This is a genomic window from Bacillus sp. FSL W7-1085, assembly GCF_038595035.1.
GTDB classification, from domain to species: Bacteria; Bacillota; Bacilli; order Bacillales; family Bacillaceae; genus Bacillus; species Bacillus altitudinis.
On record NZ_CP152000.1, the window covers coordinates 632,006 to 655,093 of the forward strand.

Annotated in this window: 19 protein-coding genes, 1 pseudogene and 1 riboswitch; of the genes and pseudogenes, 11 read left to right on the forward strand and 9 right to left on the reverse strand. The window is 39.2% G+C overall.

Annotated features, from left to right (window positions below):
* Positions 1-68: 68 nt before the first annotated feature.
* The gene (gabP, locus tag MKY11_RS03150) at positions 69-1,457 is read right to left on the reverse strand and encodes a GABA permease (RefSeq protein WP_173407809.1); all 1,389 of its coding nucleotides are present in this window, start codon (positions 1,455-1,457) and stop codon (positions 69-71) included.
* A gap of 482 nt (positions 1,458-1,939) precedes the next feature.
* Here gabP and MKY11_RS03155 point away from each other — a divergent pair, with 482 nt between their 5' ends.
* The 7 genes from MKY11_RS03155 to MKY11_RS03185 all read left to right on the forward strand — a co-directional run bounded on the left by MKY11_RS03155 (position 1,940) and on the right by MKY11_RS03185 (position 12,651).
* A complete protein-coding gene (locus MKY11_RS03155) occupies positions 1,940-2,839 on the forward strand; it encodes a cation diffusion facilitator family transporter (protein ID WP_008344349.1) in 900 nt (299 codons plus the stop codon).
* A gap of 102 nt (positions 2,840-2,941) precedes the next feature.
* Positions 2,942-3,904 (forward strand): MoxR family ATPase, encoded by a 963-nt coding sequence (locus MKY11_RS03160; RefSeq protein WP_017366721.1) that lies wholly within the window; start codon positions 2,942-2,944, stop codon positions 3,902-3,904.
* The gene (locus MKY11_RS03165) at positions 3,901-5,091 is read left to right on the forward strand and encodes a DUF58 domain-containing protein (protein ID WP_342501833.1); all 1,191 of its coding nucleotides are present in this window, start codon (positions 3,901-3,903) and stop codon (positions 5,089-5,091) included. Before MKY11_RS03160 ends, MKY11_RS03165 begins: the two co-directional genes overlap by 4 nt.
* Before the next feature lie 9 nt (positions 5,092-5,100).
* Positions 5,101-7,308, forward strand: a complete 2,208-nt coding sequence (locus MKY11_RS03170) for a transglutaminaseTgpA domain-containing protein (RefSeq protein ID WP_342501834.1) — start codon at positions 5,101-5,103, stop codon at positions 7,306-7,308.
* Between the two features lie 185 nt (positions 7,309-7,493).
* A complete protein-coding gene (gene guaA / locus MKY11_RS03175) occupies positions 7,494-9,035 on the forward strand; it encodes a glutamine-hydrolyzing GMP synthase (RefSeq protein WP_017366723.1) in 1,542 nt (513 codons plus the stop codon).
* A 551-nt stretch (positions 9,036-9,586) separates the two neighbouring features.
* Positions 9,587-10,516: a DUF1837 domain-containing protein gene (locus tag MKY11_RS03180; protein ID WP_259254935.1), complete on the forward strand. Its 930-nt coding sequence runs from the start codon at positions 9,587-9,589 to the stop codon at positions 10,514-10,516.
* The gene (locus MKY11_RS03185; RefSeq protein WP_259254934.1) at positions 10,513-12,651 is read left to right on the forward strand and encodes a DEAD/DEAH box helicase; all 2,139 of its coding nucleotides are present in this window, start codon (positions 10,513-10,515) and stop codon (positions 12,649-12,651) included. Before MKY11_RS03180 ends, MKY11_RS03185 begins: the two co-directional genes overlap by 4 nt.
* A gap of 232 nt (positions 12,652-12,883) precedes the next feature.
* Here MKY11_RS03185 and MKY11_RS03190 read toward each other — a convergent pair.
* From MKY11_RS03190 to MKY11_RS03220, 7 genes and pseudogenes are all read right to left on the reverse strand, one after another.
* Positions 12,884-13,396, reverse strand: a pseudogene (locus MKY11_RS03190) (transposase); the annotation flags it as partial.
* Positions 13,397-13,525: 129 nt separating this feature from the next.
* On the reverse strand, positions 13,526-14,464 hold the full coding sequence (locus MKY11_RS03195) for a hypothetical protein (protein ID WP_342501835.1): 939 nt from the start codon (positions 14,462-14,464) through the stop codon (positions 13,526-13,528).
* Between the two features lie 19 nt (positions 14,465-14,483).
* Positions 14,484-15,212 carry a CPBP family intramembrane glutamic endopeptidase gene (locus MKY11_RS03200; protein ID WP_342501836.1) on the reverse strand — a complete coding sequence of 243 codons (729 nt, stop codon included), beginning with the start codon at positions 15,210-15,212 and terminating at the stop codon, positions 14,484-14,486.
* Between the two features lie 95 nt (positions 15,213-15,307).
* Positions 15,308-15,718 carry a hypothetical protein gene (locus MKY11_RS03205; RefSeq protein WP_342501837.1) on the reverse strand — a complete coding sequence of 137 codons (411 nt, stop codon included), beginning with the start codon at positions 15,716-15,718 and terminating at the stop codon, positions 15,308-15,310.
* A gap of 5 nt (positions 15,719-15,723) precedes the next feature.
* On the reverse strand, positions 15,724-16,176 hold the full coding sequence (locus MKY11_RS03210; protein WP_019743765.1) for a LytTR family DNA-binding domain-containing protein: 453 nt from the start codon (positions 16,174-16,176) through the stop codon (positions 15,724-15,726).
* Positions 16,177-16,191: 15 nt separating this feature from the next.
* Positions 16,192-16,761 carry a GNAT family protein gene (locus MKY11_RS03215; RefSeq protein WP_342501838.1) on the reverse strand — a complete coding sequence of 190 codons (570 nt, stop codon included), beginning with the start codon at positions 16,759-16,761 and terminating at the stop codon, positions 16,192-16,194.
* Between the two features lie 4 nt (positions 16,762-16,765).
* Positions 16,766-16,951: a Fe3+ hydroxamate ABC transporter substrate-binding protein gene (locus tag MKY11_RS03220; RefSeq protein ID WP_342501839.1), complete on the reverse strand. Its 186-nt coding sequence runs from the start codon at positions 16,949-16,951 to the stop codon at positions 16,766-16,768.
* Positions 16,952-17,130: 179 nt separating this feature from the next.
* Between MKY11_RS03220 and MKY11_RS03225 the strand changes: the two genes are divergently transcribed.
* Entirely contained in the window at positions 17,131-17,676 is a 546-nt protein-coding gene (locus tag MKY11_RS03225; RefSeq protein WP_025206853.1) for a sigma-70 family RNA polymerase sigma factor, read from the forward strand.
* The gene (locus tag MKY11_RS03230) at positions 17,645-19,090 is read left to right on the forward strand and encodes a DUF4179 domain-containing protein (protein ID WP_342501840.1); all 1,446 of its coding nucleotides are present in this window, start codon (positions 17,645-17,647) and stop codon (positions 19,088-19,090) included. The genes MKY11_RS03225 and MKY11_RS03230 overlap by 32 nt, the downstream gene beginning before the upstream one ends.
* Before the next feature lie 18 nt (positions 19,091-19,108).
* Here MKY11_RS03230 and MKY11_RS03235 read toward each other — a convergent pair whose 3' ends face one another.
* Entirely contained in the window at positions 19,109-20,296 is a 1,188-nt protein-coding gene (locus MKY11_RS03235) for an MFS transporter (protein ID WP_342501841.1), read from the reverse strand.
* A gap of 100 nt (positions 20,297-20,396) precedes the next feature.
* Here MKY11_RS03235 and MKY11_RS03240 point away from each other — a divergent pair, with 100 nt between their 5' ends.
* Both MKY11_RS03240 and MKY11_RS03245 read left to right on the forward strand, forming a co-directional pair.
* Positions 20,397-21,275, forward strand: a complete 879-nt coding sequence (locus MKY11_RS03240) for a LysR family transcriptional regulator (protein ID WP_060832127.1) — start codon at positions 20,397-20,399, stop codon at positions 21,273-21,275.
* 126 nt (positions 21,276-21,401) lie between these two features.
* Positions 21,402-21,503, forward strand: a riboswitch (purine riboswitch).
* A 145-nt stretch (positions 21,504-21,648) separates the two neighbouring features.
* Complete coding sequence (locus MKY11_RS03245) at positions 21,649-22,974, forward strand: NCS2 family permease (RefSeq protein ID WP_024719393.1); 1,326 nt, start codon at positions 21,649-21,651, stop codon at positions 22,972-22,974.
* Positions 22,975-23,088: the final 114 nt, after the last annotated feature.

Consider the following 23,088-nt stretch of genomic DNA (forward strand, 5'->3'; position numbering starts at 1 on the left):
GATACATTATAAGTGCGGACATCCAAATAGGTGAATAAAATAAAAAAACCCGCTTTTCAGCGGGAGAATTAAGGGTGTTTATTTTCAAGCGCTGCACTTGCAGGCACTTTTTTATTCGGTTTAAAGATGAAGTAGGCGGCTAGTACACCGATGGTAATGATGCTTGTCAGTATGAGCTGAGGTCTCATCGATTCGATAAACAGCATAGAGGCCAAGATGGCGCAGATGACCAAAATGGTAAAGTACGTAAGGTATGGGAACAGCCACATTTTGATTTTGAGTTGTTCTGGATTTTCTTTTTCAATTTTACGACGCATTCTTAATTGTGAAACGGCAATGACCAAGTAGACAAGAAGTGCAATGGCACCAGAGGCATTGACTAGAAATAGAAAGATGGTTTCAGGGTAAAAGTAGTTCATCATGACGGCAATATAGGAAAAGAAGGTACCTGCGACTGTCGCTGCTACAGGGACACCGCGTTTGCTGATTTTCATAAAACGTTTTGGTGCTTCGCCTCTTTCTGCTAATGAATAAAGCATTCTGGACGTTGTGTATAGGCCGGAGTTTAAACAAGAAAGAACGGCTGTTAAAACAATGACGTTCATGACTTGAGCGGCTGATGGGACACCGATGTATTCTAATACTGCAACGAACGGACTTGTTAAAATATTCGCTGAATTCCATGGGAGTAAAGTGACAACGACGGCGATCGACCCGACGTAGAACACAATAATACGCCATACAACTGAACGGGTAGCTGTTGTCACAGATTTAACAGGGTCTGCTGATTCACCTGCGGCAATTGCCACAATCTCGGTTCCCATGAAGGAAAAGATGACAACGACAATCCCGAGGAGCACAGAGCCGAACCCGTTTGGAAGGAAACCGCCATTCCCCGTTAAATTGGCAAGACCTGCAGTATGATGACCGCCAAAACCAAAGATAAATGCAAAACCAATGAGTAGGAATAGAATAATGCTGACGACTTTAATCAATGAAAACCAATATTCAAATTCGCCAAAAGATTTAACAGAAAAGATATTTGTCAAAGTTAAGAGGATTGTGAGGATAAGACTTGTGAGCCAAACAGGTGCATCTCCATACCAATATTGAATAATGGCAGCACCGGCAATGGCTTCGATGGCGATGACGATGACCCAGAAGAACCAGTAAAGCCAGCCGATTGTAAACCCGGCCCACGGGCCGATGGCGTCGCTCGCATATTGTGAGAAAGAGCCGCTTGTCGGATAGGCACATGCCATTTCTCCAAGCATTCTCATAATAAAGATGACCAGAAGTCCGGCAAATGAATAGGAAAGAATCGATCCAGGCCCTGCAGAATGAATGACAGCACCACTACCAACAAATAGCCCTGCCCCAATGACCCCGGCAATGGAGATCATTGAAATATGTCTTGTCTTAAGGTTTTTTTGAAGACCGTTTGTCACGTTGGACATTTCTTTACCTCCAAACATTTCTCTTTTATTCAAGAGTTTGTTTTTAGAATATTTTAAATTTTATCATACTGAATTGTCATTCAGCATTGGACAGGTTATCAAACTGACATTTCAAACCTCTTAACATGATGTTAAAAAGTATAAAGGATTTGAGAGATTATGTTCCCTCATTTTCCTCTGCCCATTCTTAAAAATAGCATAAGAAGGAAGAAAGAAAAGTTGTGTTTTAAAATAAAACTATTCTGACAATTAGATAGTAGAGTCATTTTGTTCTTTTTCATTTTTCAGGGTGGTTTTGAAAAACATTGATGGGAGTTGGTCTTGAGGTCAATTGACCTTATAAAAATAAGTTTGCTTAGGTCAACACATTTCTATGTATCCTATTTTGCTGATTCAAGCGAATCATGTTGCTGTAGACCCACACGGGCTTGGCTTTGTAAGATAAATATAGAAAAGTAATGTGTGAGGAGGCGCTGTTCGGTATGGAGCGCTACAACGAATTAAGACAAGGTGAAACAGGTGCTTGGGTCAGCATTATAGCCTATGTGATCTTATCTGCTGTCAAACTGATCATTGGGTATGTGTTTCATTCAGAAGCCCTTTCCGCAGATGGCTTGAATAATACGACAGATATCATTGCTTCGCTGGCCGTATTAATTGGGCTGCGTATTTCTCAGAAGCCACCTGATGAGGATCATCCATACGGTCATTTTAGAGCTGAAAATATTGCGTCACTTGTGGCTTCCTTTATTATGATGCTTGTCGGGCTTCAGGTTTTGCTGAGTGCAGGCCAGTCGCTTTTCTCATCAGAGCATCAAACGCCTGATATGATTGCAGCTTGGACGGCAGCAGGAAGTGCTGTTGTGATGTATGGCGTGTATATGTATAACCGTAAACTGTCTAAACGAATTAATAGCCAGGCGCTATATGCGGCAGCGGCTGATAATAAATCAGATGCTTATGTGAGTATCGGGACGTTTGTCGGAATTATCGCCTCTCAATTTCAGCTGGCGTGGGTTGATACGCTTGCTGCGTTTGTGATTGGCTTAATTATCTGTAAAACGGCGTGGGAGATTTTCAGAGATGCGTCTCATTCGTTAACTGACGGTTTTCATATAAAAGATATGTCTAAATATAAAGAGACGATTGAAGCGACACCAGGAGTGGGCGATTTGAAAGACATTAAAGCTCGTTATCTTGGAAGCACCGTCCATGTGGATGTGGTCGTTGAAGTAGAGCCGCATTTAAACATCGCAGAAAGCCATGATATTGCAGATGAAATTGAACGCAGAATGAAGCAGGAGCATGATATTTTACACTCTCATGTTCATATGGAACCAGCAAGTGAGCCTAAAGAGGAGCAGAAGTCTTTTCCATCGTGAGAAGGCTTCTTTTTTCTACGTGTTGATGTTTCATGCAAATGCGTGTTGTATGGTAAAGTTAGACTATATGAAAATTGACGGAAACGTGATAGGAGGATCAGGATGGCATTTGATGAACCGATGCATTCAGATTTACAAAAAATCGTAGATAACATCAATAAAGTGATGGTGGGGAAAAAAGATATTGCGATATTAAGCCTTGTTGCGATTTTGGCGAAGGGGCATGTGCTATTAGAGGATGTGCCTGGCGTTGGGAAGACCATGATGGTTCGTGCTCTTGCAAAATCCATTGGGTGTGAGTTTAAGCGAATCCAATTTACGCCTGACCTTTTGCCTTCAGATGTAACAGGTGTGTCGATTTATAATAAAAAGACAAACGAGTTTGAATTTAGACAAGGACCGATTATGGGGCAGATTATTTTGGCTGATGAAATCAACCGAACCTCTCCTAAAACACAATCAGCCCTTCTTGAAGCGATGGAAGAAGGCAGTGTCACAGTGGACGGAGAAACGATGCCGCTGGCAGATCCTTTCTTTGTGATGGCTACGCAAAATCCAGTGGAGTATGAGGGAACCTATCCACTTCCAGAGGCGCAAATGGACCGTTTCTTGTTCAAGCTGCAGATGGGGTATCCAACCATGCTGGAGGAGCTTGAGGTGCTGAATTTGCAGGAGAAACAATCGCCAATTGACACGCTTCAGGCAGTCATGACAAAAGATCATATCCATGCTTTGCAGCAAGCGGTTCAGACCGTACATGTGGATGCATCGATTAAAGAATATATTGTCGAAATCGCCCAAGCGACGCGAAATCATCCGTCTGTCTATTTAGGCGTGAGCCCAAGGGGTTCAATTGCATTAATGAAAGCGGCTCAGGCGTATGCACTGTTGAACAGGCGGGATTATGTGATTCCTGATGATGTACAGTATTTGGCGCCTTACACATTGCCGCATCGTATGATTTTGACATCAGAAGCAACATATGAAGGGAAGAAGGCGGAGACACTGTTGCGACAGATGATTGAGCATATTGGCGTACCAGTTCAAAAGTCGATGACTCAATGAAGTCACGTAATCGTTTAGCTTTTTCACTATGGTTACGGGTGATGATGCTCGTCATTCTCACGGCAGCAGCCTTTTGCTATGCCATGTTTCAGGGCGGTTTTGTGAGCTGGTTCCTTTTTTATGCATTTTCACCATATGCTTTGTATGCTTTGTTGTTTGCCCTTGTTCCACTTCGTGCCACAGCCAAAAGGACATTACAGCATACCCGGTTAAAGGCAGGGGATGTGCTGTCTGTGGACCTTGAAATCAAGCGGACGAATTTATTTCCGTACGTGTACGTCATACTTGAGGATGACCCGCCGGATACCTTTCATTTGCAGGAACAAATTGAAATGAAGCGAATGATCTTTCCTTGGTTTCGGAAAACGTGGCGATTTTCATATCAATTCAATGACATCGTACGGGGAGAGCATCAATTGACGGCGGTTAGAATCAAAACGGGTGATATGTTTGGGTTTGTTGAAAAAGAAGTGATTCTTCCACTAGAGAAAACATTGCTTGTGTATCCGAAAATATTGGATATTCCGGTTGAATCTGCTGCATCGGTGAATGAAAATGGAGGCAAAGCATTGCACTCTTGGTTAAATGAACCGACAAATGTGACAACAGGTGTGCGTGAATACCAGCAAGGAGACCGTTTCGCTTGGGTGGACTGGAAGACAACAGCTAGAAGAGGTCAGCTTATGACGAAGGAGTTTGAACAGAATCAGACAAAGGATCTGGTGGTGTTTGCTGATTTTACAGATGAAGCCGCTTTTGAAACGATTGTGTCTATGGCCGCATCGGTTCTGCAAACGGCTGTGAAAAAAGGGGTGCCGGTAGGCCTTGTCCCGCTTGGGGATCAGCACTTATTTCGAGTGGATCAAGGAGAGTGGCATTTACAGGACATGCTCTACTATTTAACAAAGGTGCAGTATCAGCCTTCTCGTGCACCTGATTATCAATCATTAACATCGAGTGAGCACCAGCAGACAGGAAAGTATGTGGTGACAGGTCATCTGCAAGAAGAGCTTGCTGCCATTTTACTTGGGAATCGAAACAGAAAGAACATCACCGTTCTTTTAGTGAAGAGAGCCGTTGATCGATTGACGGCAAAAGAAAAACAGCTTGTGGACCGGCTTAAAGCTTCTGGGATACACACGACCCTTTTATTTGAGGACCGGCTGCACGAAAGAACTGTGAGGTGACAAACATTTATGCTGCATATGCATCAGCGGCAAAGCCGTTTTGAGTTGTTCATCTATTATGCTGTCGCATTTCTGCTGCTTTGGGAGTGGCTTCGTCCGCTTCAAGATTTTACAGAGACGAGTCATACGTCTTATTTCATCATTTTTATAGGGCTTACGTGTTTGTTTACGTTCTTTCGATTGAAGTGGTATGTGACGTTTCCTATTTGTGCTGGATTGATCTTGCTCGCATTATATTTGATTTTTTATCAATCAGAGCCAAGTTATCTGCCTGCGCTGTTTGCTGATATTAAAGATAATATTTCTTTGATGAGCATGGGCATGTGGAGTGACATGTATCCGTCTTTCCGCACATTGTTGTTTTATATTTTGCTTTGGCTACTTGTTTATTTGCTTCATTATTGGGTTGTGTATCAGCAGCGTATCTTTTTCTTTTTACTGATGACGATTGTATATGTCACGATTCTTGATACGTTTACACCTTATGATGCGACTTTTGCGATCGTTCGAATTATGGTATTTGGCTTTTGTTTGCTTGGCCTGCTCTATTTCGACCGGCTTCGTTCGGCTGAAGGTGTGCGGGTGTCACAGAAAGCGCGTCTCAATTGGTTCTTACCAATGCTGGCGCTTGTTCTTGTATCAGCATCACTCGGTGCTTCTTTGCCAAAATCTGATCCGAAATGGCCTGACCCTGTCCCGTTTTTTAAAGCGGTCACGAATCAAGATGGTTCTGCCGGGCAGAATAAGGTGGGATATAGTGCGGATGATTCGTCGCTTGGGGGACCGTTTAGTGAGGACCGTACACCGGTATTTAAATGGAGCGGAAAAGAGCCGTCTTATTTTCGTGTAGAAACAAAAAGTATTTACACGGGGAAAGGCTGGGAGGATGCTTCAAATGATACGAAACCTACTCGGTTAAAAGGGAATGAAGTGCCGAACCGGTGGTTTACCAATCGCGTGAAAACAGAGGAGCATGAAACGAGAGTCGATATGGAATCAGATTATCGATTTAATCATGCAGTTTATCCGATTGGTACGGTTATGCTGACGCCAATGGAAAACATTCCACTGCAAATGATGGGCAAAACGGAGAAAATTGTCCCGTCTACTCAAAAACCGCCCAAAAATTTAGGGAACTATCGAGTCAGCTTCTTATCACCTACATTTATCCTAGAGGATTTACAGCGGATCAAAGTACCGACCAAGCAGCAAGTGAACCAGCAGGTCGGACGTGAATACTTGCAGCTCCCATCCTCGCTGCCAGAGCGTGTGAAAACATTGGCGAACAGCTTAACGGAAACGAAGGATAATATGTATGATAAAGCAAAAGCGATTGAGGATTATTTAGGATCTGCGAAGTTTTCATATGAAACCCAAAATGTCGCTGTGCCTGGGCGTGACGAAGACTATGTGGATCAGTTCTTATTTGATACGATGATTGGCTATTGTGATAACTTTTCAACCTCTATGATTGTCATGCTTCGCTCGATTGGAATTCCGGCGAGATGGGTGAAAGGGTACACGTCAGGTCAGTTATATGAAACACAAATGGATGGAAACAATGTGTATGAAGTGACCAATAACAATGCGCATTCATGGGTAGAGGTGTATTTTCCAAACCGTGGCTGGGTGACATTCGAACCGACAAAAGGGTTCACGAACCCAGAGACATTTACGAATGAAACCACGGCTAACAACGACCAAACAGATGATCAACAGGATGAAAAAGATCAGCCCGCATCTGATCAACAAGAAAACGAGCAGACACAACAGCCGCAGCAACAAGAACCAGAACAGGCGGCAAAACAAGAGGAACAAGCAACTAAAGCAAAGCCAAATATGGTTCATGTTGGTTCAATCTTGGGCTACGCAGCAGGTGTGATTGTCTTTCTTGGTTTCATAGGCTGGATGCTTTACCGGTTCAGAGCAAGATGGCTGCCAATCTTTATTGTGAGAAAGGTAAAACGTCTGCCAGATGAGGAAGCTTTTTTCTACGCATATGCTGCTCTATTAAAACAGCTAAGGCGCAGAGGGATCGAGAAAAAGCCAGGCGTGACGCTAAGAGAATTTGCTTCTTTGATCGATGACAAGGAAGGGAATCACCACATGTCTGAGCTAACGCAGTTCTATGAGCGGGCGCTCTATCGACAAGAAGATGCGTCGGCGCTTTGGCGGCAGTCGGTGAAGTTATGGGAAAATTTAATAAACAGGAGATAGTCTTGACCCCGTACCTTCCTGTTGTTAGAATAGGTGAATATTAAAACCTTCTAAAATACATGAAATTGAAGCGTTCGGATGTGAGTCTGGGCGCTTCAAAAGCGTGATTTACACTGAGAGCAGGTTTTCTCCTCTCATTTTTTCTGTGCGTTTATAAAAACTATATTGGACATAGAGGTGACACCATGACAAATTTAGTAAATGAAATGATTTTGGTTCTCGATTTCGGTAGTCAGTACAATCAGCTGATCACTCGCCGTATTCGTGAATTTGGTGTGTACAGTGAGCTTCATCCGCACACTTTAACTGCTGAAGAAATTAAAGAAATGGCGCCGAAAGGAATCATCCTTTCTGGTGGACCAAACAGTGTATATGATGAAGGATCTTTCCGCTGTGACGAAAAGATTTTTGATCTAGGTATTCCGGTTCTAGGCATTTGCTACGGCATGCAGCTGATGACTCACTATTTAGGTGGGAAAGTAGAAGCGGCTAGCCAGCGTGAATATGGGAAAGCAGACATCCATATTAACGGAACACCTGCTTTATTCAAAGACCTTCCAACGGATCAAGTCGTTTGGATGAGCCATGGTGACCTTGTCGTTGAAGTACCAGAAGGCTTTACAGTTGATGCAACAAGTGCACATTGTCCAAACTCAGCGATGAGCTTAGCTGAGAAGAATTTCTATGGCGTTCAGTTCCACCCAGAGGTACGTCACTCTGAGTACGGAAATGATCTATTGAAGAACTTTGTCTTCGGCGTATGTGAGTGCGATGGCAAATGGTCAATGGAGAACTTCATTGAAATCGAAATGCAGAAAATCCGTGAAACAGTAGGCGACAAACAAGTATTGTGCGCACTAAGCGGCGGTGTAGATTCATCTGTTGTGGCTGTATTGATCCACAAAGCCATCGGCGATCAGCTGACATGTATTTTCGTTGACCACGGTCTTCTTCGCAAAGGCGAAGCAGAAGGGGTTATGAAAACATTTAGCGAAGGTTTCAACATGAACGTGATTAAAGTAGATGCGAAAGATCGCTTCTTAAACAAGCTAAAAGGTGTGTCTGATCCTGAGCAAAAACGTAAAATCATCGGTAACGAATTCATTTATGTATTCGATGACGAATCGGACAAGCTTAAAGGAATCGACTACTTAGCACAAGGAACACTTTACACAGACATCATTGAGAGTGGAACAGCAACGGCACAAACAATCAAATCTCACCACAACGTAGGCGGTCTTCCAGAAGACATGCAGTTCGAATTGATTGAGCCACTTAATACGCTATTCAAGGATGAAGTTCGTGCTCTAGGGTCAGAGCTAGGTATTCCAGACGACATCGTATGGAGACAACCATTCCCAGGTCCAGGTCTAGGAATACGTGTACTAGGTGAAATTTCTGAAGAAAAACTAGAAATCGTCCGTGAATCGGATGCGATTCTACGCGAAGAAATTGCTAACTTCGGCCTTGAGCGCGACATCTGGCAATACTTCACAGTTCTCCCAGACATCCGCAGCGTAGGTGTCATGGGTGACGCAAGAACATACGATTACACAATCGGCATCCGTGCTGTTACGTCTATTGACGGTATGACGAGTGACTGGGCAAGAATCCCTTGGGATGTACTTGAAAAGATCTCGACTCGTATCGTGAATGAAGTGAAGCATGTGAACCGCGTGGTGTATGATATTACGAGTAAGCCGCCTGCTACGATTGAGTGGGAATAGATATAAAATAGAAATGAAGTTTTTACGCTGATTTAATAGGGATTTACGAGTTGTAGAAAGGTTAATTTTAGTTAAAATTAATTGGTTCCGCGTCAAAATCCCCGCCAAAAATCCTGCCAGAGTTGGAAAAAGGAAAAGGTTTGTCCCTTAAAAAAGTTCATTACACATCAATAAATGTGTGATGCTTTGATACAAAAAATCCTAGCCATTTTGGCTAGGATTTTTTTGTTTTCAGTTAGATAGACTGGACTATACTTTCGAAGATATTTCGTATGATAAATTATTATAATAATTACTAAAAGGCACTTTTCTATACAACATGAGTATTTTTTTCGAAAATGAAGTTGTTTAATCCACCTTATATTAACAATTTTGTTAAGGAGTATAATCAGACTAAATGTTTTGTACAATACTTTGTATTCACTTCTTTACATTGTGGGAATCATCAATTTAAAATGTTATACTTAAAAAGGATAATTATTCAATATAACAATATAAATGGAAGTTATTATATAGACTGAATCTTTAATATGAATGGGGATTAGAAGAAAATGAGTCACCACCACTCTGAATATTTAAAACATAATGAAAAAGTTCATATTTTTTATATTGGTTTTGATTTACTTGATGATGGTCTGAATCAAGTGAAAGAAAACTTTTATAATGAATTATTTGATGACATTCCAGCATTTGCTTTTGGAACAGATATAATGAATGAAAAACTAAGTGAATCTGGTATAGTGCCTACTGCTCGTGAAGCAATGAGAAAGTTGTATGCTATTCCAGAAATTCAAGCAGCCCAAAAAGAATACTTAAATTCAACAAGTACAGAAGATAAATATTTGAAACGTGGAGAATTTGGAGAGCTACTATTGTATCATTTATTACATGAATATTTTAATGCAGATGCTTTGATTTCCAAAATTTATTTCAAGGATAGTCCTAGTATTCCGGCTCATGGGTTTGATGCGGTACATGTTGACTTAGAAAATGAAACTCTTTGGCTTGGGGAATCAAAATTATATATAAGTTCTACTGGTGCTATCGATGAGCTAGTAAAAGATGTTGTTGGATTCACAGACAAGGATGGAAAAAAACATAAAGGACATTTTAATACTGACTTTTTTAATTCAGAATTTCAAATCATTACTAATCGTGTACACGATATAGGTAAAGAATACCCTAAATTTATAAAAAAACTAATTGACCCAAATACAAAAACTCTGGATAAATTAGCAAATATTAATATAGCATTATTTGCGGGATTCAATAGTGAATCATTAAAGAATTTTAATGAAACTACTTTTATAGACTCGTTAAATTCAGAGGTAGAAAAACTAATAACCAGAGCTAGCGATGGACTCAGTAAACATGCATGGAATTCACATTTAAATCTATTTTTTTTCATGTTTCCTCTAGATGATAAACGAGCATTTGTTTCATCTTTACATCAAAAACTTAAAGGAGCGCAACAAATATGAGTGAATTTAATGTTATTGATATTTTAGAATTGTCAGAACTCCAAAATTTTGATGACAATTGGAATTTGACAAAATTTGTTTCTAGTGTCATTGATACTTCAGATGCTCGTCAAATAATTATTCATATTCTTGATATTTGGAATGAAGTAAATACTGACGCTAAACCAATATGGATAGATTTGATTGAGCGTGCTGGTTTCTATCCTTATTATGTTGATAAAATTCAAAGTGAAAATGAATTATTTGAAACCTCAACGCAGGCCCAAATACGAACTTCTTTTTTTAAATCTGATTATCTTCAAGATGTTTATTTTCATGAGCAACAAAAAGAAATTGAGCAAGCTTTAAATAATGGTAGAAATGTAGCTGTGAGTGCTCCTACCAGCTTCGGTAAAAGTTTGTTGATAGAGGAAATAGTTGCCAGGAAACAGTTTGACAATATTTTAATCATCCAACCCACATTAGCTTTAATTGACGAAACTAGACGTAAATTGAAAAGATATTCAACCTACTATAATATTGTGGTCAATACAAGACAGATTCCTCAAGAACAAAATATCTTTATTTTGACAGCAGAGCGTGTATTGGAATTTCCTAAATTACCGCCAATAGATTTTTTTGTAATTGATGAATTCTACAAAATAAGTAACAGGTTAAACGATAGCCGCATAGATGCATTAAATATTGCTCTATTGAACATTATGAAAGAAAAACCTCAAGCTATGTTTCTTACACCATCTGTTGATTCACTTTCTAAAAAATTCAGAGAAAAATACGATGTAGATTTTTTTAAAACTGATTATGCTTTGGTAAATACTAATATCATAGAGGTTAGAAACCGGAATAATAATCATTTTAGTAATAGAGCTAAAAAAATAAAATTATTTGAACTGATTAAAGAGCAAAACGCTCCAAGTATTGTTTATGTCAAATCACCAGATGAAGCCTATAAATTAGCAAATGAGTATCTAAATTGGTTAGAAAACCTCAATAATATTGTAAACCCTGCTTTAGAGATATTTGAATGGATGGACAAGAATATTTCTCCTGACTGGCAATTAAAAAGGTTGTTACAAAATGGAATTGGGGCTCATAACGGTGCTTTACCCAGACACATTGTTACATCTGAAATAGACTTATTTAATGATGGAAATTTAAAAGTATTGTTTGCAACTGTTTCTTTGATTGAAGGTGTAAATACTGTTGCAAAAAATATGTTTATATATAGTCGAAACAAAGGTAACAATTTAATAGACTTTTTTGATTTTGCAAATATCCGAGGACGTGCAGGTCGTATGGGACATTATTTTACTGGAAATGTCTTTTTATTTAATGAAGAACCAGTTTTAGAACATTTTACAATTGATGTTCCAAGTGTTGATCAGAGTGAAGTTTCTGATGAAATTTTAGTTAATATTCCAGATATGGATGTTGAAGATAAGGAAAGAAAGGAGCAACTTAATCATGGTATTGATAGCGAACTTCAAGTAATTATTAAAGATAATTTAATTTCAGTCAAAGGACAAAAAGGACTTTATAAATTTATTTTGGAACATTATCAAAATTTAGATTATTTAAAATGGCGTAATATTCCAAACTACAATCAACTTTGGAAAACCTTGTATTTAGGATATAAATTTTTAAAAGAAAAAGATAATGAAGGATTTACGCAGAATAAAGCAGTTACGGCTTTAAAGCTAGTTAATAAACCATTATCGCAAGTTATATATGACCAAAAGATTTATTTTGAAAGTAAGAACAAGAAAGACCCACTTAATTTTGCAATTGATAGTATTTTGAAATTTCAAAGAAATGAAGCGAATTTTGAAATTCCTAAACTTCTGGCTGTGATAGAATCAATTCAAAAATATGTTTTCGAAAAAAATGGGATAGAAGATTATGGAGATTATACATTTTTTGCTTCTTTACTGGAAAATGAGAAAGTTGATAAGCGTTTCCAATTCTTAATTGATTATGGAGTACCAAGTTCGGCTATTAAGAAAATAAGTAAAGAAATACCTGAAAGTATAGAAGGCGATTCAAATATTGTAAGATATCTTCAGAGCAATCTAGACAGTATTAATCGTCTTTTGCTTTCTTATGAAAAAACATTAATTCGCAAAGCATTAATTTGACTATGGCTAGCTAACTAATTTTAGAAAAAAGAAGTTGTAAATCAAACTTCTTTTTTTTTACTTTGATACTTATTTTGCGTGAAATTAATTATCATCCTCACGGTTGAATCACTGCACCTTCTGGTACATCAGAAGGGTTGTTGCCCAACCGATACCATTATTTGTACCGGGAATAACACCGTACGACCCACCAGAATTTGCTGAGGAGTCGGTATTTGATGAAACTGATGGTATAGTTCTGGGTATCTTGTTCAATCGTTTTTCTCGTATATTTATGTTTATTGGCATTGGCTTTAAGATGAGTTGAATCAGTAAAAAGAACGCGGCCTCCTACCATGTCATGATTGATGGCTTGAAGCACAATCTTATCGAAAATGTCTTGAAAAATCGTTGTATCTTTGAATCGAGTACGACGATTCCAGCTAATGGTCGAGTGATGAGGAACGGGGTCATTGATGTTCAAACCTAAAAACCATCTATACGCCATGTTATAGTAAATTTCTTTTTCAAGTTGTCTTTCAGAACGGATACCGTACAGGTATCCGATAAACATCATTTTGAACAAAATAAGTGGATCAAGAGAAGGACGACCTTTATTCTCGCTATAATACGGTTTTACTTTATCTACGATAAATGAAAAATCGATGTACTGATCAATTTTACGAAGCAGGTGATCCTCTTCGACCAGTTGATCTAACAATACAAATTCGGCTTCGTGCTGAGAAGAATTTCTAGTGTGGAACATGAGAAAAACACCTTCCTTTAGTATGCTTTTCTCTATTATAAAATGAGGGAATGGAAAATTTAAGGAAAAAATAAGGCTGTCGAGATTTTCTCGACAGCCTGAGCGAAGTATTGACTTCGCTCTTGTTTGTTAATTCATTTCGTTGGAAAATCGAATTTGCATATCTTTCAGTTCATTATAAAATTTGAAGTGTTGTAACTTCAATTCTTCACAGACTTTTTTGATGATCCACTTGCCTCGTTCTTCAATTCTGAAATTGACTTTATGTAGATACTCACTTAATTCCTTTTGATTTTGAGGAGTTAGTTGTTTGGGTTTCCCTATGCTTAAGAAATGTCCTTCCCAAAATTCACTCACTGTCCATTCATTATCATTGTTTACGTAGGGTTGAAGAAAGTATATTTCGACGAAATCCTTCCAGCATCCCATAGGTTTGAAAAAATCAAAGAATGATTGTAATGTTACATCCCAATAATCTTCTGAGAAAGGGCGCCGACCACTATTCATCCAGTGGGGTAAAACAGTGAAATTCCCAATGCAGTGGGTGGCAGTAGCGAATTTTTCAAATGCTGCAATATTATCTTTGATCTGTTTAAACTCTTTGAATTTCTCATTAGAAATTAATAAATGACATTGATCTTTAAGGGATTTCCTAGGATTAATGTTAATGCCAATTTCGTTGTATAAAGCGTTTTTATTTTTTGAACTGATCACGCTGTTTTTAAAAGTTGTCCAAAACGAATTCATTGTTTCTCCACGGAGCAAGTTGTAACGGTCTAAATAAAGCTGTGATTCAGACTCTGGCTCATAATCAGTACGCCAAAGTAATTGATAAATAGTAAAAGGTTCTTTATCGCAGTCAGCTTTACGACCAGTTTTTTTAGTGACATTACAGATTCCGATTTCTTTCAGTGTACGACTTTTATAATCTAATATTAACTCAATTGATGATTTATCTTTTGGTATCGGCTCTTTGATATAACTTTGTTTAAAATCCCATTCCCAAGGCTTGATTTCAAGTTCTTCACACTTTTCAAACCAGCCTTCTATCCATGTGTTCTCCTTCATTTCTTTCCTCCATTTTTCATTATCTATTGAACACTTTTTTCATTCTTAATCTTTTCCACAACACCACCGCAAGAACAAGCAGAATGACACATTGAACCGAGAGCAAAAGCATTTGTAATTCCACAGGCGTTTGCCCATTTGTGATTTGATCCACGATATTATGAACGGCATGCCATAAGATCACCCATTGCAGACTGTTCGTGAGTGCAACGATTTCAGCTGCAACGAATCCAAATAAAAAGGCGAAAAGGATTTGTGCCACTGTTAATGTGAGGCTTTTTCCGCTTAGCAGATTCGCAGCATGACCAAGTCCGAATAGTACGGCGGAGCCCCATATGGCAGTGCGCAAGTTGATTTGTTTTAAATATTGAAACAGAATGCCTCGAAAGATTCCTTCTTCAAAAAGACCGACACACACCATGAAGAAACAAAGTGCTAGAAAGGAAGAAACAGTTAAATCCTTGTTGAATCCAGCAATAAACGGAATGGCCTCGATGATAAGGATCGGAAATATCCACATACCGAGAGAGCCTTTTCGAAAACCTATTTCTTTCAAGTGAAAACGACTTTTTTGAATAATGAATAGAAGTAAAAGACATCCAGCTAGCATGGCGCAGCCATTGATGAGATAGATGGTCATCGGGTCGGTTACTTCTTTGATGGATAAATAGACACCTGCACTTGTTGGAATGATTAAAGAAAAGAGCAGTAGAAGTACTGATTTTCGAATGATTGTGATTGGTTTCATGTGTTGATTCCTCCTCTAACCTCAGAGTAGTGGAATCATGCAGAAGTCACAATGAAATCTTCCTAACATGTCAATATTTAGCCCTAAGATGCACATTAAGATGTTGTTCGTTTCTTTCGCTGCTGTAAAAGATCGTTGATTTCCTCAGCGGTTGCTTGATCTTTTTTATACAATAGATACTTCATCAAAAAGAATAAAGCCATGACCACAAGGAAATTCACGATAAACGAAAGGGGGCTGATTTCACCGCTGACGATGATGATGGTGGTCATAATCATACACATCACAAGGACGATATATAGAATTTGTTGAAAAAGAATCCGTTTATGGCTGTACGTTTGTTTTGGGTATAGCAAGAAGGTCAGGGCGCTTGAAAAAAAGGAACTGAACATGATGGCTTGTAAAATATAGATGGGCATCGTTCCAAACGTGAAACAGTAAATCAATACAAGTGCAGTAAAGATCATACAAAATGTGATCAAAAGATTTGTGATATAACGTTTCATCCTGTTCACTTCCTCCGTAATCCAAGCTTCTCTTTTAATGCTTGGATATAAAAACGTGAAATCATTACTTTTTCTTTATTTGTAAGGCTTGCTTCAAAACGGCCACTCGTTTTAGGAGAAATAGCGGCAATAGAATCTATATTCAGAATCATCGATTTTGAAATCCTGACATAATCGTGCGCTTCAAGCTGTTTTTCAAGTTCAAATAACTTTTCCTTTAAGAGAAACACTCCATCTGACGTATACAAGAACGATCTTTTATCAACGCTTTCTATATATAAAATGTCGTGATAATAGACCTTTTTCACTCTTTCTTTCGTTGGTTCTTGTGCTAAGAAATAGGGGGCTGACTGCTCCACTTGCTGGACAAGTTTTTCAATCGCCGGATTCAGCTCATAAATGTGAAAAGAAACATATTCTGATTGCGGCTTTTGGATGAAATGAATATCCGTTTTCATTTGTTTCTCCTCTGTTTAATAGGATTTTTCGTAATCTCTCTTCAAAATCGAATACATATACACATCATCGAATTCATTCTGACCCAATTCATACTCTCTTAATAAACCCTCTTGTACAAAATGTATCTTCTCCAATAATTGAACAGAAGACGTATTTGCTGGATCAATGATCGCTTCAATCCGATTCAAGTTCATCTCCTGAAATCCATACCGCAACACCGCAGTAATCGCTTCCTTCATGATGCCTTTTCTCCAATGATCATGGTGTAATTCATAGCCAATTTCCGTACGGCGGTGCTGTTTTTCTAGATTGAGAAAGCCGCAGCTGCCGATGATGGCTGGATTTTCTTTTAGAGAAATGCCCCAGCGGATGCCTGTTTGTTCTTTGAAGATATTGTCATACCACTTGATTTCTCCTTTTGTGTCTTCGATGGTTTCATGTGCATCAATGCCCATGTAGCGGCAGACAGTTTCATTGGATAAATAGATGTGCATATCCTCAGCATCTGTGATCGTTGCTTGTTTTAAGATCAGTCTTTCGGTCTGTATCGTTGGAAATGATTGTGGAAAAGTAATTTTGTTCATGCATTTATCCCCCATGTGATGTCTTTTGTTCTGTACATGCCTTACAATAAAAAACCCTTTCATTTCTTAGCCAAGCCTTTACTTCTGTCATTCCTCGTCTCTTTGGATAGACCAGCTTAACGTACACTTCTTCGTTACCTTCTATTTTCTTTTGGCAGCTAGCACAAGCAGGTTCTTCAAATAGAAACAATCAATATCCTCCTTTTTGTAGATATTTCTTCCATTATATCAAAAGTTCAATACGATCTTTGCGGCCTATTCTTCACTTTCTCTATTTTTGTCCGACATATGTTGAGTAAAAGAAATTTTTGTTTGTTGAAACCGTTTGAGAGAAACCTTGCTCTAACAGGTGTAGGAGGTGTGGATGAGATGAAGCAAGTGCGTCTAATTAAAAAAGCACAAAAAGGGAATGTCCCGGCATTTGAGACATTAATGCTGATGTATCAAGAGCGTTTATATAAAACGGCTTTTCTCTACACAAGAAATAAAGAGGATTCGTTAGATGCTGTTCAAGAGACGGTCATTAAAGCGTTTAAGCATCTATCTGGATTAAAAGAACCGGCTTATTTTTCTAGCTGGCTGACGAGAATTTTGATTCATACAATTTTTGCGATGAAGAAAAAACAGCAAGATGTTGTTCCGTTTGAACAGCATCATGAGAGCGTTGAGCGGCATGATTTTTTGGAAGACAAGCTCGATTTAAAAAATGCACTAGATGTATTAGATGAGCAATATCAGCTCGTGATTCAGCTATTTTATTTTCAAGATTATTCGATTTCAATGATTTCTGAACAGATGGGTGTGCCCGAAGGAACGGTCAAAACTCATTTGTATCGAGCAAGAAAGTTATTAAAGCAAACATTGGAGAAGGAGGAGAGTGTCGATGGAACGAAAAGAAATGAAAAAGCTTTATGATGAGATTGATGTACCAAAGGTTGAATTGACCTCTGCGGTTCGCCAAGCAATGGGAGATGTGAAAGCGGAAAAGAAAAGACGTTGGTTCACATGGAATTGGAGAACGCCAATATATTCTGCCATCGTACTAATCGTTCTTTATTTTTCATCCGGCTTCCTTTTTCCTTCTCTTAATACAGCGATGGCTCGAGTGCCGTTTGTTGGACAGTTATATATGATGTTTCACGATAAAGTAGGAATGTCTCTTTTTCAGAGTGAGTTGGTGAAGCATGTCAATGAGGGGGCTGAATCAAGAGGGGTTACTGTGAAAGTGAACAGTGTGTATTATGATGCAGGGCGGCTTGTTTATACGTTTACTGTGGAGAATTTCCATACAAATGAAGATTTTATACCGATCAACATTGATTCAGATCAGATCAATGAAAATTTCCAACCAGATACAAGGGGTCCAGAGTTGAAAAAACTAAAAGATGGTCGATATGCTGGACGAATAGAATTCTTTACAAATGGACAAATGATTAAGCAAGGTCAAAAAGCACAACTCGTGATTTCGAAAATTGGAGATATTGTAGGGAATTGGCGATTTGAGTTGCCTGTGGTTAAGCAAAAAACCATCTTATTAGCAGGACAAAAAGAAGTATCTATTTTAAATGGACGTTATCAATTGAAAGATATCAAGGTGGAAAATGGAGTGAATTCCTCTGTGATTCAATATGCGATTGATTACAATGGTATCGCAAAAGACGATGAAGTTTTAATAGATAGAATGAGAGATAATTTAGGAAATAAGTACAGACTTGAGACTGGGACAAGATTTGAGGAAAAACAACTTTCAAACAAAAAAACTAGGATAAATCATATGACAATCTTAAATCAGCCAATCGATCCAAAGGCAACAGAACTAACATTTTTTACTACTTTATGGGTAGAACATGAAGAAAGTAAAATCATTCCCCTCCAGACGAAGCTGCCTATTCAGTTCAAGACAAAGCATTATGGGATTGGGATTAAAATTAATAAAATTGAGCAAAAAGGCCGTTCTGTGATAGTAGATTATCAATTTACTGGAGTAGGCCAGAAAGAATTAGATGAAGATGTGATGAAGAATGCAGGGGAATGGATAGGATTAGGCGATGTTAAAAAAATGAAATCATGGTCAGACCCTGAAGCAGATTATGAGAACGGATATTATTTGAAAGGGAACAATGCAAAGGTGACCAATTTAAAGACAGCTTCTATGCAATCCACCTTTGATTTTGATGTGAAGGAGTTAGACAAATTATCATTAAACCATTTTTCATTTAAGGATTATGGGCTGTATCTTGATCTGTCAAATCTGAATCTGTTGGCACCACAAAAAGATATAACGGTAACCATTCCAGTCAAAAAAGAAACATCAAAAGCTAATCGATAAATCAGAAAGCGAACATAATTACACATGTTCGCTTTTTATCTGTTGATTCGCCAGTCGATGACGATTGAACGAGTACCGAATCAACATCAATGCAACAAAACTGGCTAGCCCGCCGATCCAACTTAAATTCGTTACATTTGTATATTGAATAATCAGACCACCCATTGACGATCCAAGCATCATGCCGATATTCATAATCGCTGTATTAAAGCTCAGCACGGTTTCCGATGTTTCGGGTTTTAGGGAGATGAGATAAAATTGCTTCGCTGGTGTTGTTGTCCATGTGGCGGTGCCCCAAATGGCGAGCGTGATGAAGACGCCAACTACAGAAAATTGTGTAAAAGATAATGCAAAGAGCATGAGCATCTGAACCGTGATGCTGATTGAAATGGTTCGGTTTGGTCCCCATTGATCGACAGCGTATCCGCCAAAGCGTGATCCGATAAAAGCAGAAATCCCTAAGACGAGCAAGGCAATGCTTGTCATTTCGAGCGTAAATCCGGATGTCTGTCGCAATAATGGCGAAATGTAGGCAAATACCATTGTGTAACCTAAAATCCAAAAGGCTGTCGTGGCTAAGCCGCTTAACACCCTACGGTCTTGAAGAATTTGCATTTGCTGTTTGAATGGCACATGGGAATGTCCCTCCATAGGCGGTAATAATCGATACAGAAGAAACAAGAGACAAGCGGTTCCTATTGCAATGATGAGAAAAATGGCATGCCAATCTACATATCCTGCTAAAAATGTTCCAATCGGTACACCGAGTACTAGTGAAACAGTAAATCCAGTGATCACCGTTGCCATCGCACTTCCCTTTTTTTCTGGCGGGGCGAGCTGCGCTGCATAATTTGTTGCGAGTACAATATATAAGCCGCCACTCATGGCCATGATGACCCGTGAGAGCATGAGCAGCATAAAGTGATGGCTAAAAAAGGCGAGCACATTCCCTGCTATAAACATTGAAATCGCCGATAAAAGAACCCTTTTTCGATTCAATTTCGATGTGGCCATGACTAAAAAGAGGGCACCCACGGCATAAAAAAGAGAATAGATGGTGATGAGCTGTCCCGCAACCGGGATGGAGATGCGCAGATCGTCAGAAATGATGTCCAGTATGCCTGATACGACGAATTCTGAAGTGCCTGTGACGAAAGAACCGACGGCTAAAAGAAATATGAGCAATGGATAAGATGTACTTTTCATTTTGAACCCTTCCTTTATGTTGAAACGTTGTATTCATTTTAAATTCCGTGCTAACATAAGTAAAATTGATGTTTTTCATGAAAGGGATGAGTGAATACTCATGAGCTTTGTTCGATTCGAGACGATGGCTAAGGTGGTCGAGCTAGGCAGTTTTACTGCTGCAGCTGAAGCGTTAAATATGACACAGTCTGCCGTGAGTCATGCGGTGGCAAGTTTAGAGACGGAGTGGGGCGTGTCTTTATTCGTGCGTGACCGAAAAAAGGGCATTACGCTGACAGACATCGGTGAAACCCTTCTTCCGCATATAAGAGAAGTGCTAAATCGAGTAGAGAAAATTCAGCAGGAAATTGCGCTCACCAAAAATATTGAATCTGGCTTGATTCGGATTGGAACATTTGCCAGTGCATCCGCTTGTTTATTGCCAAAACTGCTTGTGAGCTATCAGAAAAAGCATCCAAAGATTGAATTTAAATTCTATGAGGGGACATATGAAGAAATATTGGAGTGGCTCGATTCTGGCATTATTGATGTTGGGTTTGTTGTAAAAGGTAAAGCGGATGAAGCGTTTCATCTATTGCCACTTATGAAAGATAAAATGGTGGTCGCCTATCACGAAAATCATCGTTTTAAGCAGCAGCCAATTGTAGACATGGAAGAATTAGCAGATGAACCATTTATTATGCCAACTGGCATGTATCAATCCCATGTAGAGGATATTTTTTCAGAGGCGCAAATCAAGCCGTCTATTTTATTTGAAGTGCATGATTGTACGACCATTGCCCGCATGGTTGGGGAAGGACTTGGTGTGACGATAGGTCCTGAGTTATTCCTAAAAACGCAGCAACTTGTGCAGATCAGTCATCTGAATGTATCGCATCATCGTGAGGTGGCGCTTGCCTGTCCATCGCTCACGCAAGCTTCTCCTGCTGTGAAGGCATTTTTCGATGTAGCAGAAACGGTTTTTGCCAGAATTCAGTGATGGGTGTATAAAGAACTAGATGTGATTTTCCAAATTCGTGTAATAAGACGAATGAAGCGGACATTTCTTTGAAAAATGTTCGCTTTTCGTATTGTGTTTTAAAAATGAAGTTGGTACAATAGACACAGAAATCAAATAGATAGAAGTCGTATAATGGCGGGGATATGGCCCGCAAGTTTCTACCAAGCTACCGTAAATGGCTTGACTACGTCAATTCACACTCGTTTGATATAAATCATGCATTGTTCTTGTTTGATGTCACGGTCTGAATTCACATTGTAGTCAAGCGTCCCAAAAACTGTTGGGGCGTTTTTTATTTGACTTGTGAATGGGGCAGACTAAAGCAAAAGGACATGAAGGGAGTCAGTTGGCTTTGAAACAGTTTTTTCAGTTTGATGAGTTAGGTACGAATTATCGCAGAGAGATCATCGGCGGTTTAACGACATTTTTGTCGATGGCTTACATCTTGTTTGTCAATCCGATCACACTTGCTTTAGTAGCAGTACCGGATTTTCCAGATAAATTACGAATTGATCAGGGGGCTGTCTTTACAGCTACAGCGTTAGCTTCTGCGGCAGGTTGTTTCCTGATGGGATTGATCGCCAGGTACCCGATTGCGATTGCACCAGGTATGGGACTGAATGCGTTCTTCGCTTTCTCAGTGGTTCTTGGTATGGGGATCTCATGGCAGGCAGCACTTTCCGGTGTGTTTGTTTCAGGATTGATTTTCGTTGCTCTTTCTTTAACAGGTTTTCGTGAAAAAATCATCAATGCCATTCCGAGTGAGCTGAAGCTGGCTGTTGGTGCAGGGATTGGTTTGTTCATTACATTTGTAGGTCTTCAAGGCTCCGGTATTATTGCCAATAACGATAATACGCTCGTTTCGATTGGAAATATTCATAGTGGTCCGGTATTGTTGACGGTATTTGGAATCGTTGTGACTGTCATTTTAATGGTTCTTCGAGTGAATGCAGGTGTCTTCATTGGGATGCTTGTGACAGCCATTGCTGGAATGATCTTTGGTCTTGTGCCAGTTCCATCTCAAATTATCGGAAGTATTCCAAGTTTGTCTCCAACCTTTGGTCAAGCTTTGATTCACTTGCCAGATATTTTCTCCATTCAAATGCTTGTGGTCATTTTAACGTTCCTATTCGTTGGGTTCTTTGATACAGCTGGTACACTTGTGGCTGTGGCGACACAAGCTGGTTTAATGAAAAATAATGAGCTGCCTCGTGCAGGAAGAGCGCTTCTGGCGGATTCTTCTTCTATCGTCGTCGGTTCTGTTCTTGGTACATCAACGACGACGTCTTATGTTGAATCTAGTTCAGGTGTTGCTGCGGGTGCCCGCTCTGGTTTTGCAGCCGTCGTGACAGGTATTTTCTTCTTACTTGCGATGTTCTTCTCGCCACTATTATCTGTCGTGACATCGAATGTAACGGCACCTGCTTTAATCATTGTCGGTGCACTGATGGTAGCACCTCTTGCAAAGATCGCATGGGATCGTTTTGAAATTGCGGTACCGGCCTTCTTAACCATGATTATGATGCCACTCACATATAGTATTGCAACAGGGATTGCGATTGGTTTCATTTTCTACCCGATCACCATGATCTTTAAAGGAAAAGCAAAAGAAGTGCATCCAATTATGTACGGCCTGTTTGTCATCTTTATTCTATATTTTGCTTTCTTAAATCATTAATGGTTTGTCTGAAACAGCAGCTCATGGAGGCTGCTGTTTTTTGTAGGGAAATTTTAAAAACATAGTTGACTTATAGGAATTATGTGTTTATGATAAAAAGACATAATTCGCTGA

Coding starts and splice junctions, on each gene's coding strand:
- gabP (WP_173407809.1), bottom strand. CDS start 1,457: ATGTCCAACGTGACAAACGGTCTTCAAAAAAACCTTAAGACAAGACAT.
- MKY11_RS03155 (WP_008344349.1), top strand. CDS start 1,940: ATGGAGCGCTACAACGAATTAAGACAAGGTGAAACAGGTGCTTGGGTC.
- MKY11_RS03160 (WP_017366721.1), top strand. CDS start 2,942: ATGGCATTTGATGAACCGATGCATTCAGATTTACAAAAAATCGTAGAT.
- MKY11_RS03165 (WP_342501833.1), top strand. CDS start 3,901: ATGAAGTCACGTAATCGTTTAGCTTTTTCACTATGGTTACGGGTGATG.
- MKY11_RS03170 (WP_342501834.1), top strand. CDS start 5,101: ATGCTGCATATGCATCAGCGGCAAAGCCGTTTTGAGTTGTTCATCTAT.
- guaA (WP_017366723.1), top strand. CDS start 7,494: ATGACAAATTTAGTAAATGAAATGATTTTGGTTCTCGATTTCGGTAGT.
- MKY11_RS03180 (WP_259254935.1), top strand. CDS start 9,587: ATGAGTCACCACCACTCTGAATATTTAAAACATAATGAAAAAGTTCAT.
- MKY11_RS03185 (WP_259254934.1), top strand. CDS start 10,513: ATGAGTGAATTTAATGTTATTGATATTTTAGAATTGTCAGAACTCCAA.
- MKY11_RS03195 (WP_342501835.1), bottom strand. CDS start 14,464: ATGAAGGAGAACACATGGATAGAAGGCTGGTTTGAAAAGTGTGAAGAA.
- MKY11_RS03200 (WP_342501836.1), bottom strand. CDS start 15,212: ATGAAACCAATCACAATCATTCGAAAATCAGTACTTCTACTGCTCTTT.
- MKY11_RS03205 (WP_342501837.1), bottom strand. CDS start 15,718: ATGAAACGTTATATCACAAATCTTTTGATCACATTTTGTATGATCTTT.
- MKY11_RS03210 (WP_019743765.1), bottom strand. CDS start 16,176: ATGAAAACGGATATTCATTTCATCCAAAAGCCGCAATCAGAATATGTT.
- MKY11_RS03215 (WP_342501838.1), bottom strand. CDS start 16,761: ATGAACAAAATTACTTTTCCACAATCATTTCCAACGATACAGACCGAA.
- MKY11_RS03225 (WP_025206853.1), top strand. CDS start 17,131: ATGAAGCAAGTGCGTCTAATTAAAAAAGCACAAAAAGGGAATGTCCCG.
- MKY11_RS03230 (WP_342501840.1), top strand. CDS start 17,645: ATGGAACGAAAAGAAATGAAAAAGCTTTATGATGAGATTGATGTACCA.
- MKY11_RS03235 (WP_342501841.1), bottom strand. CDS start 20,296: ATGAAAAGTACATCTTATCCATTGCTCATATTTCTTTTAGCCGTCGGT.
- MKY11_RS03240 (WP_060832127.1), top strand. CDS start 20,397: ATGAGCTTTGTTCGATTCGAGACGATGGCTAAGGTGGTCGAGCTAGGC.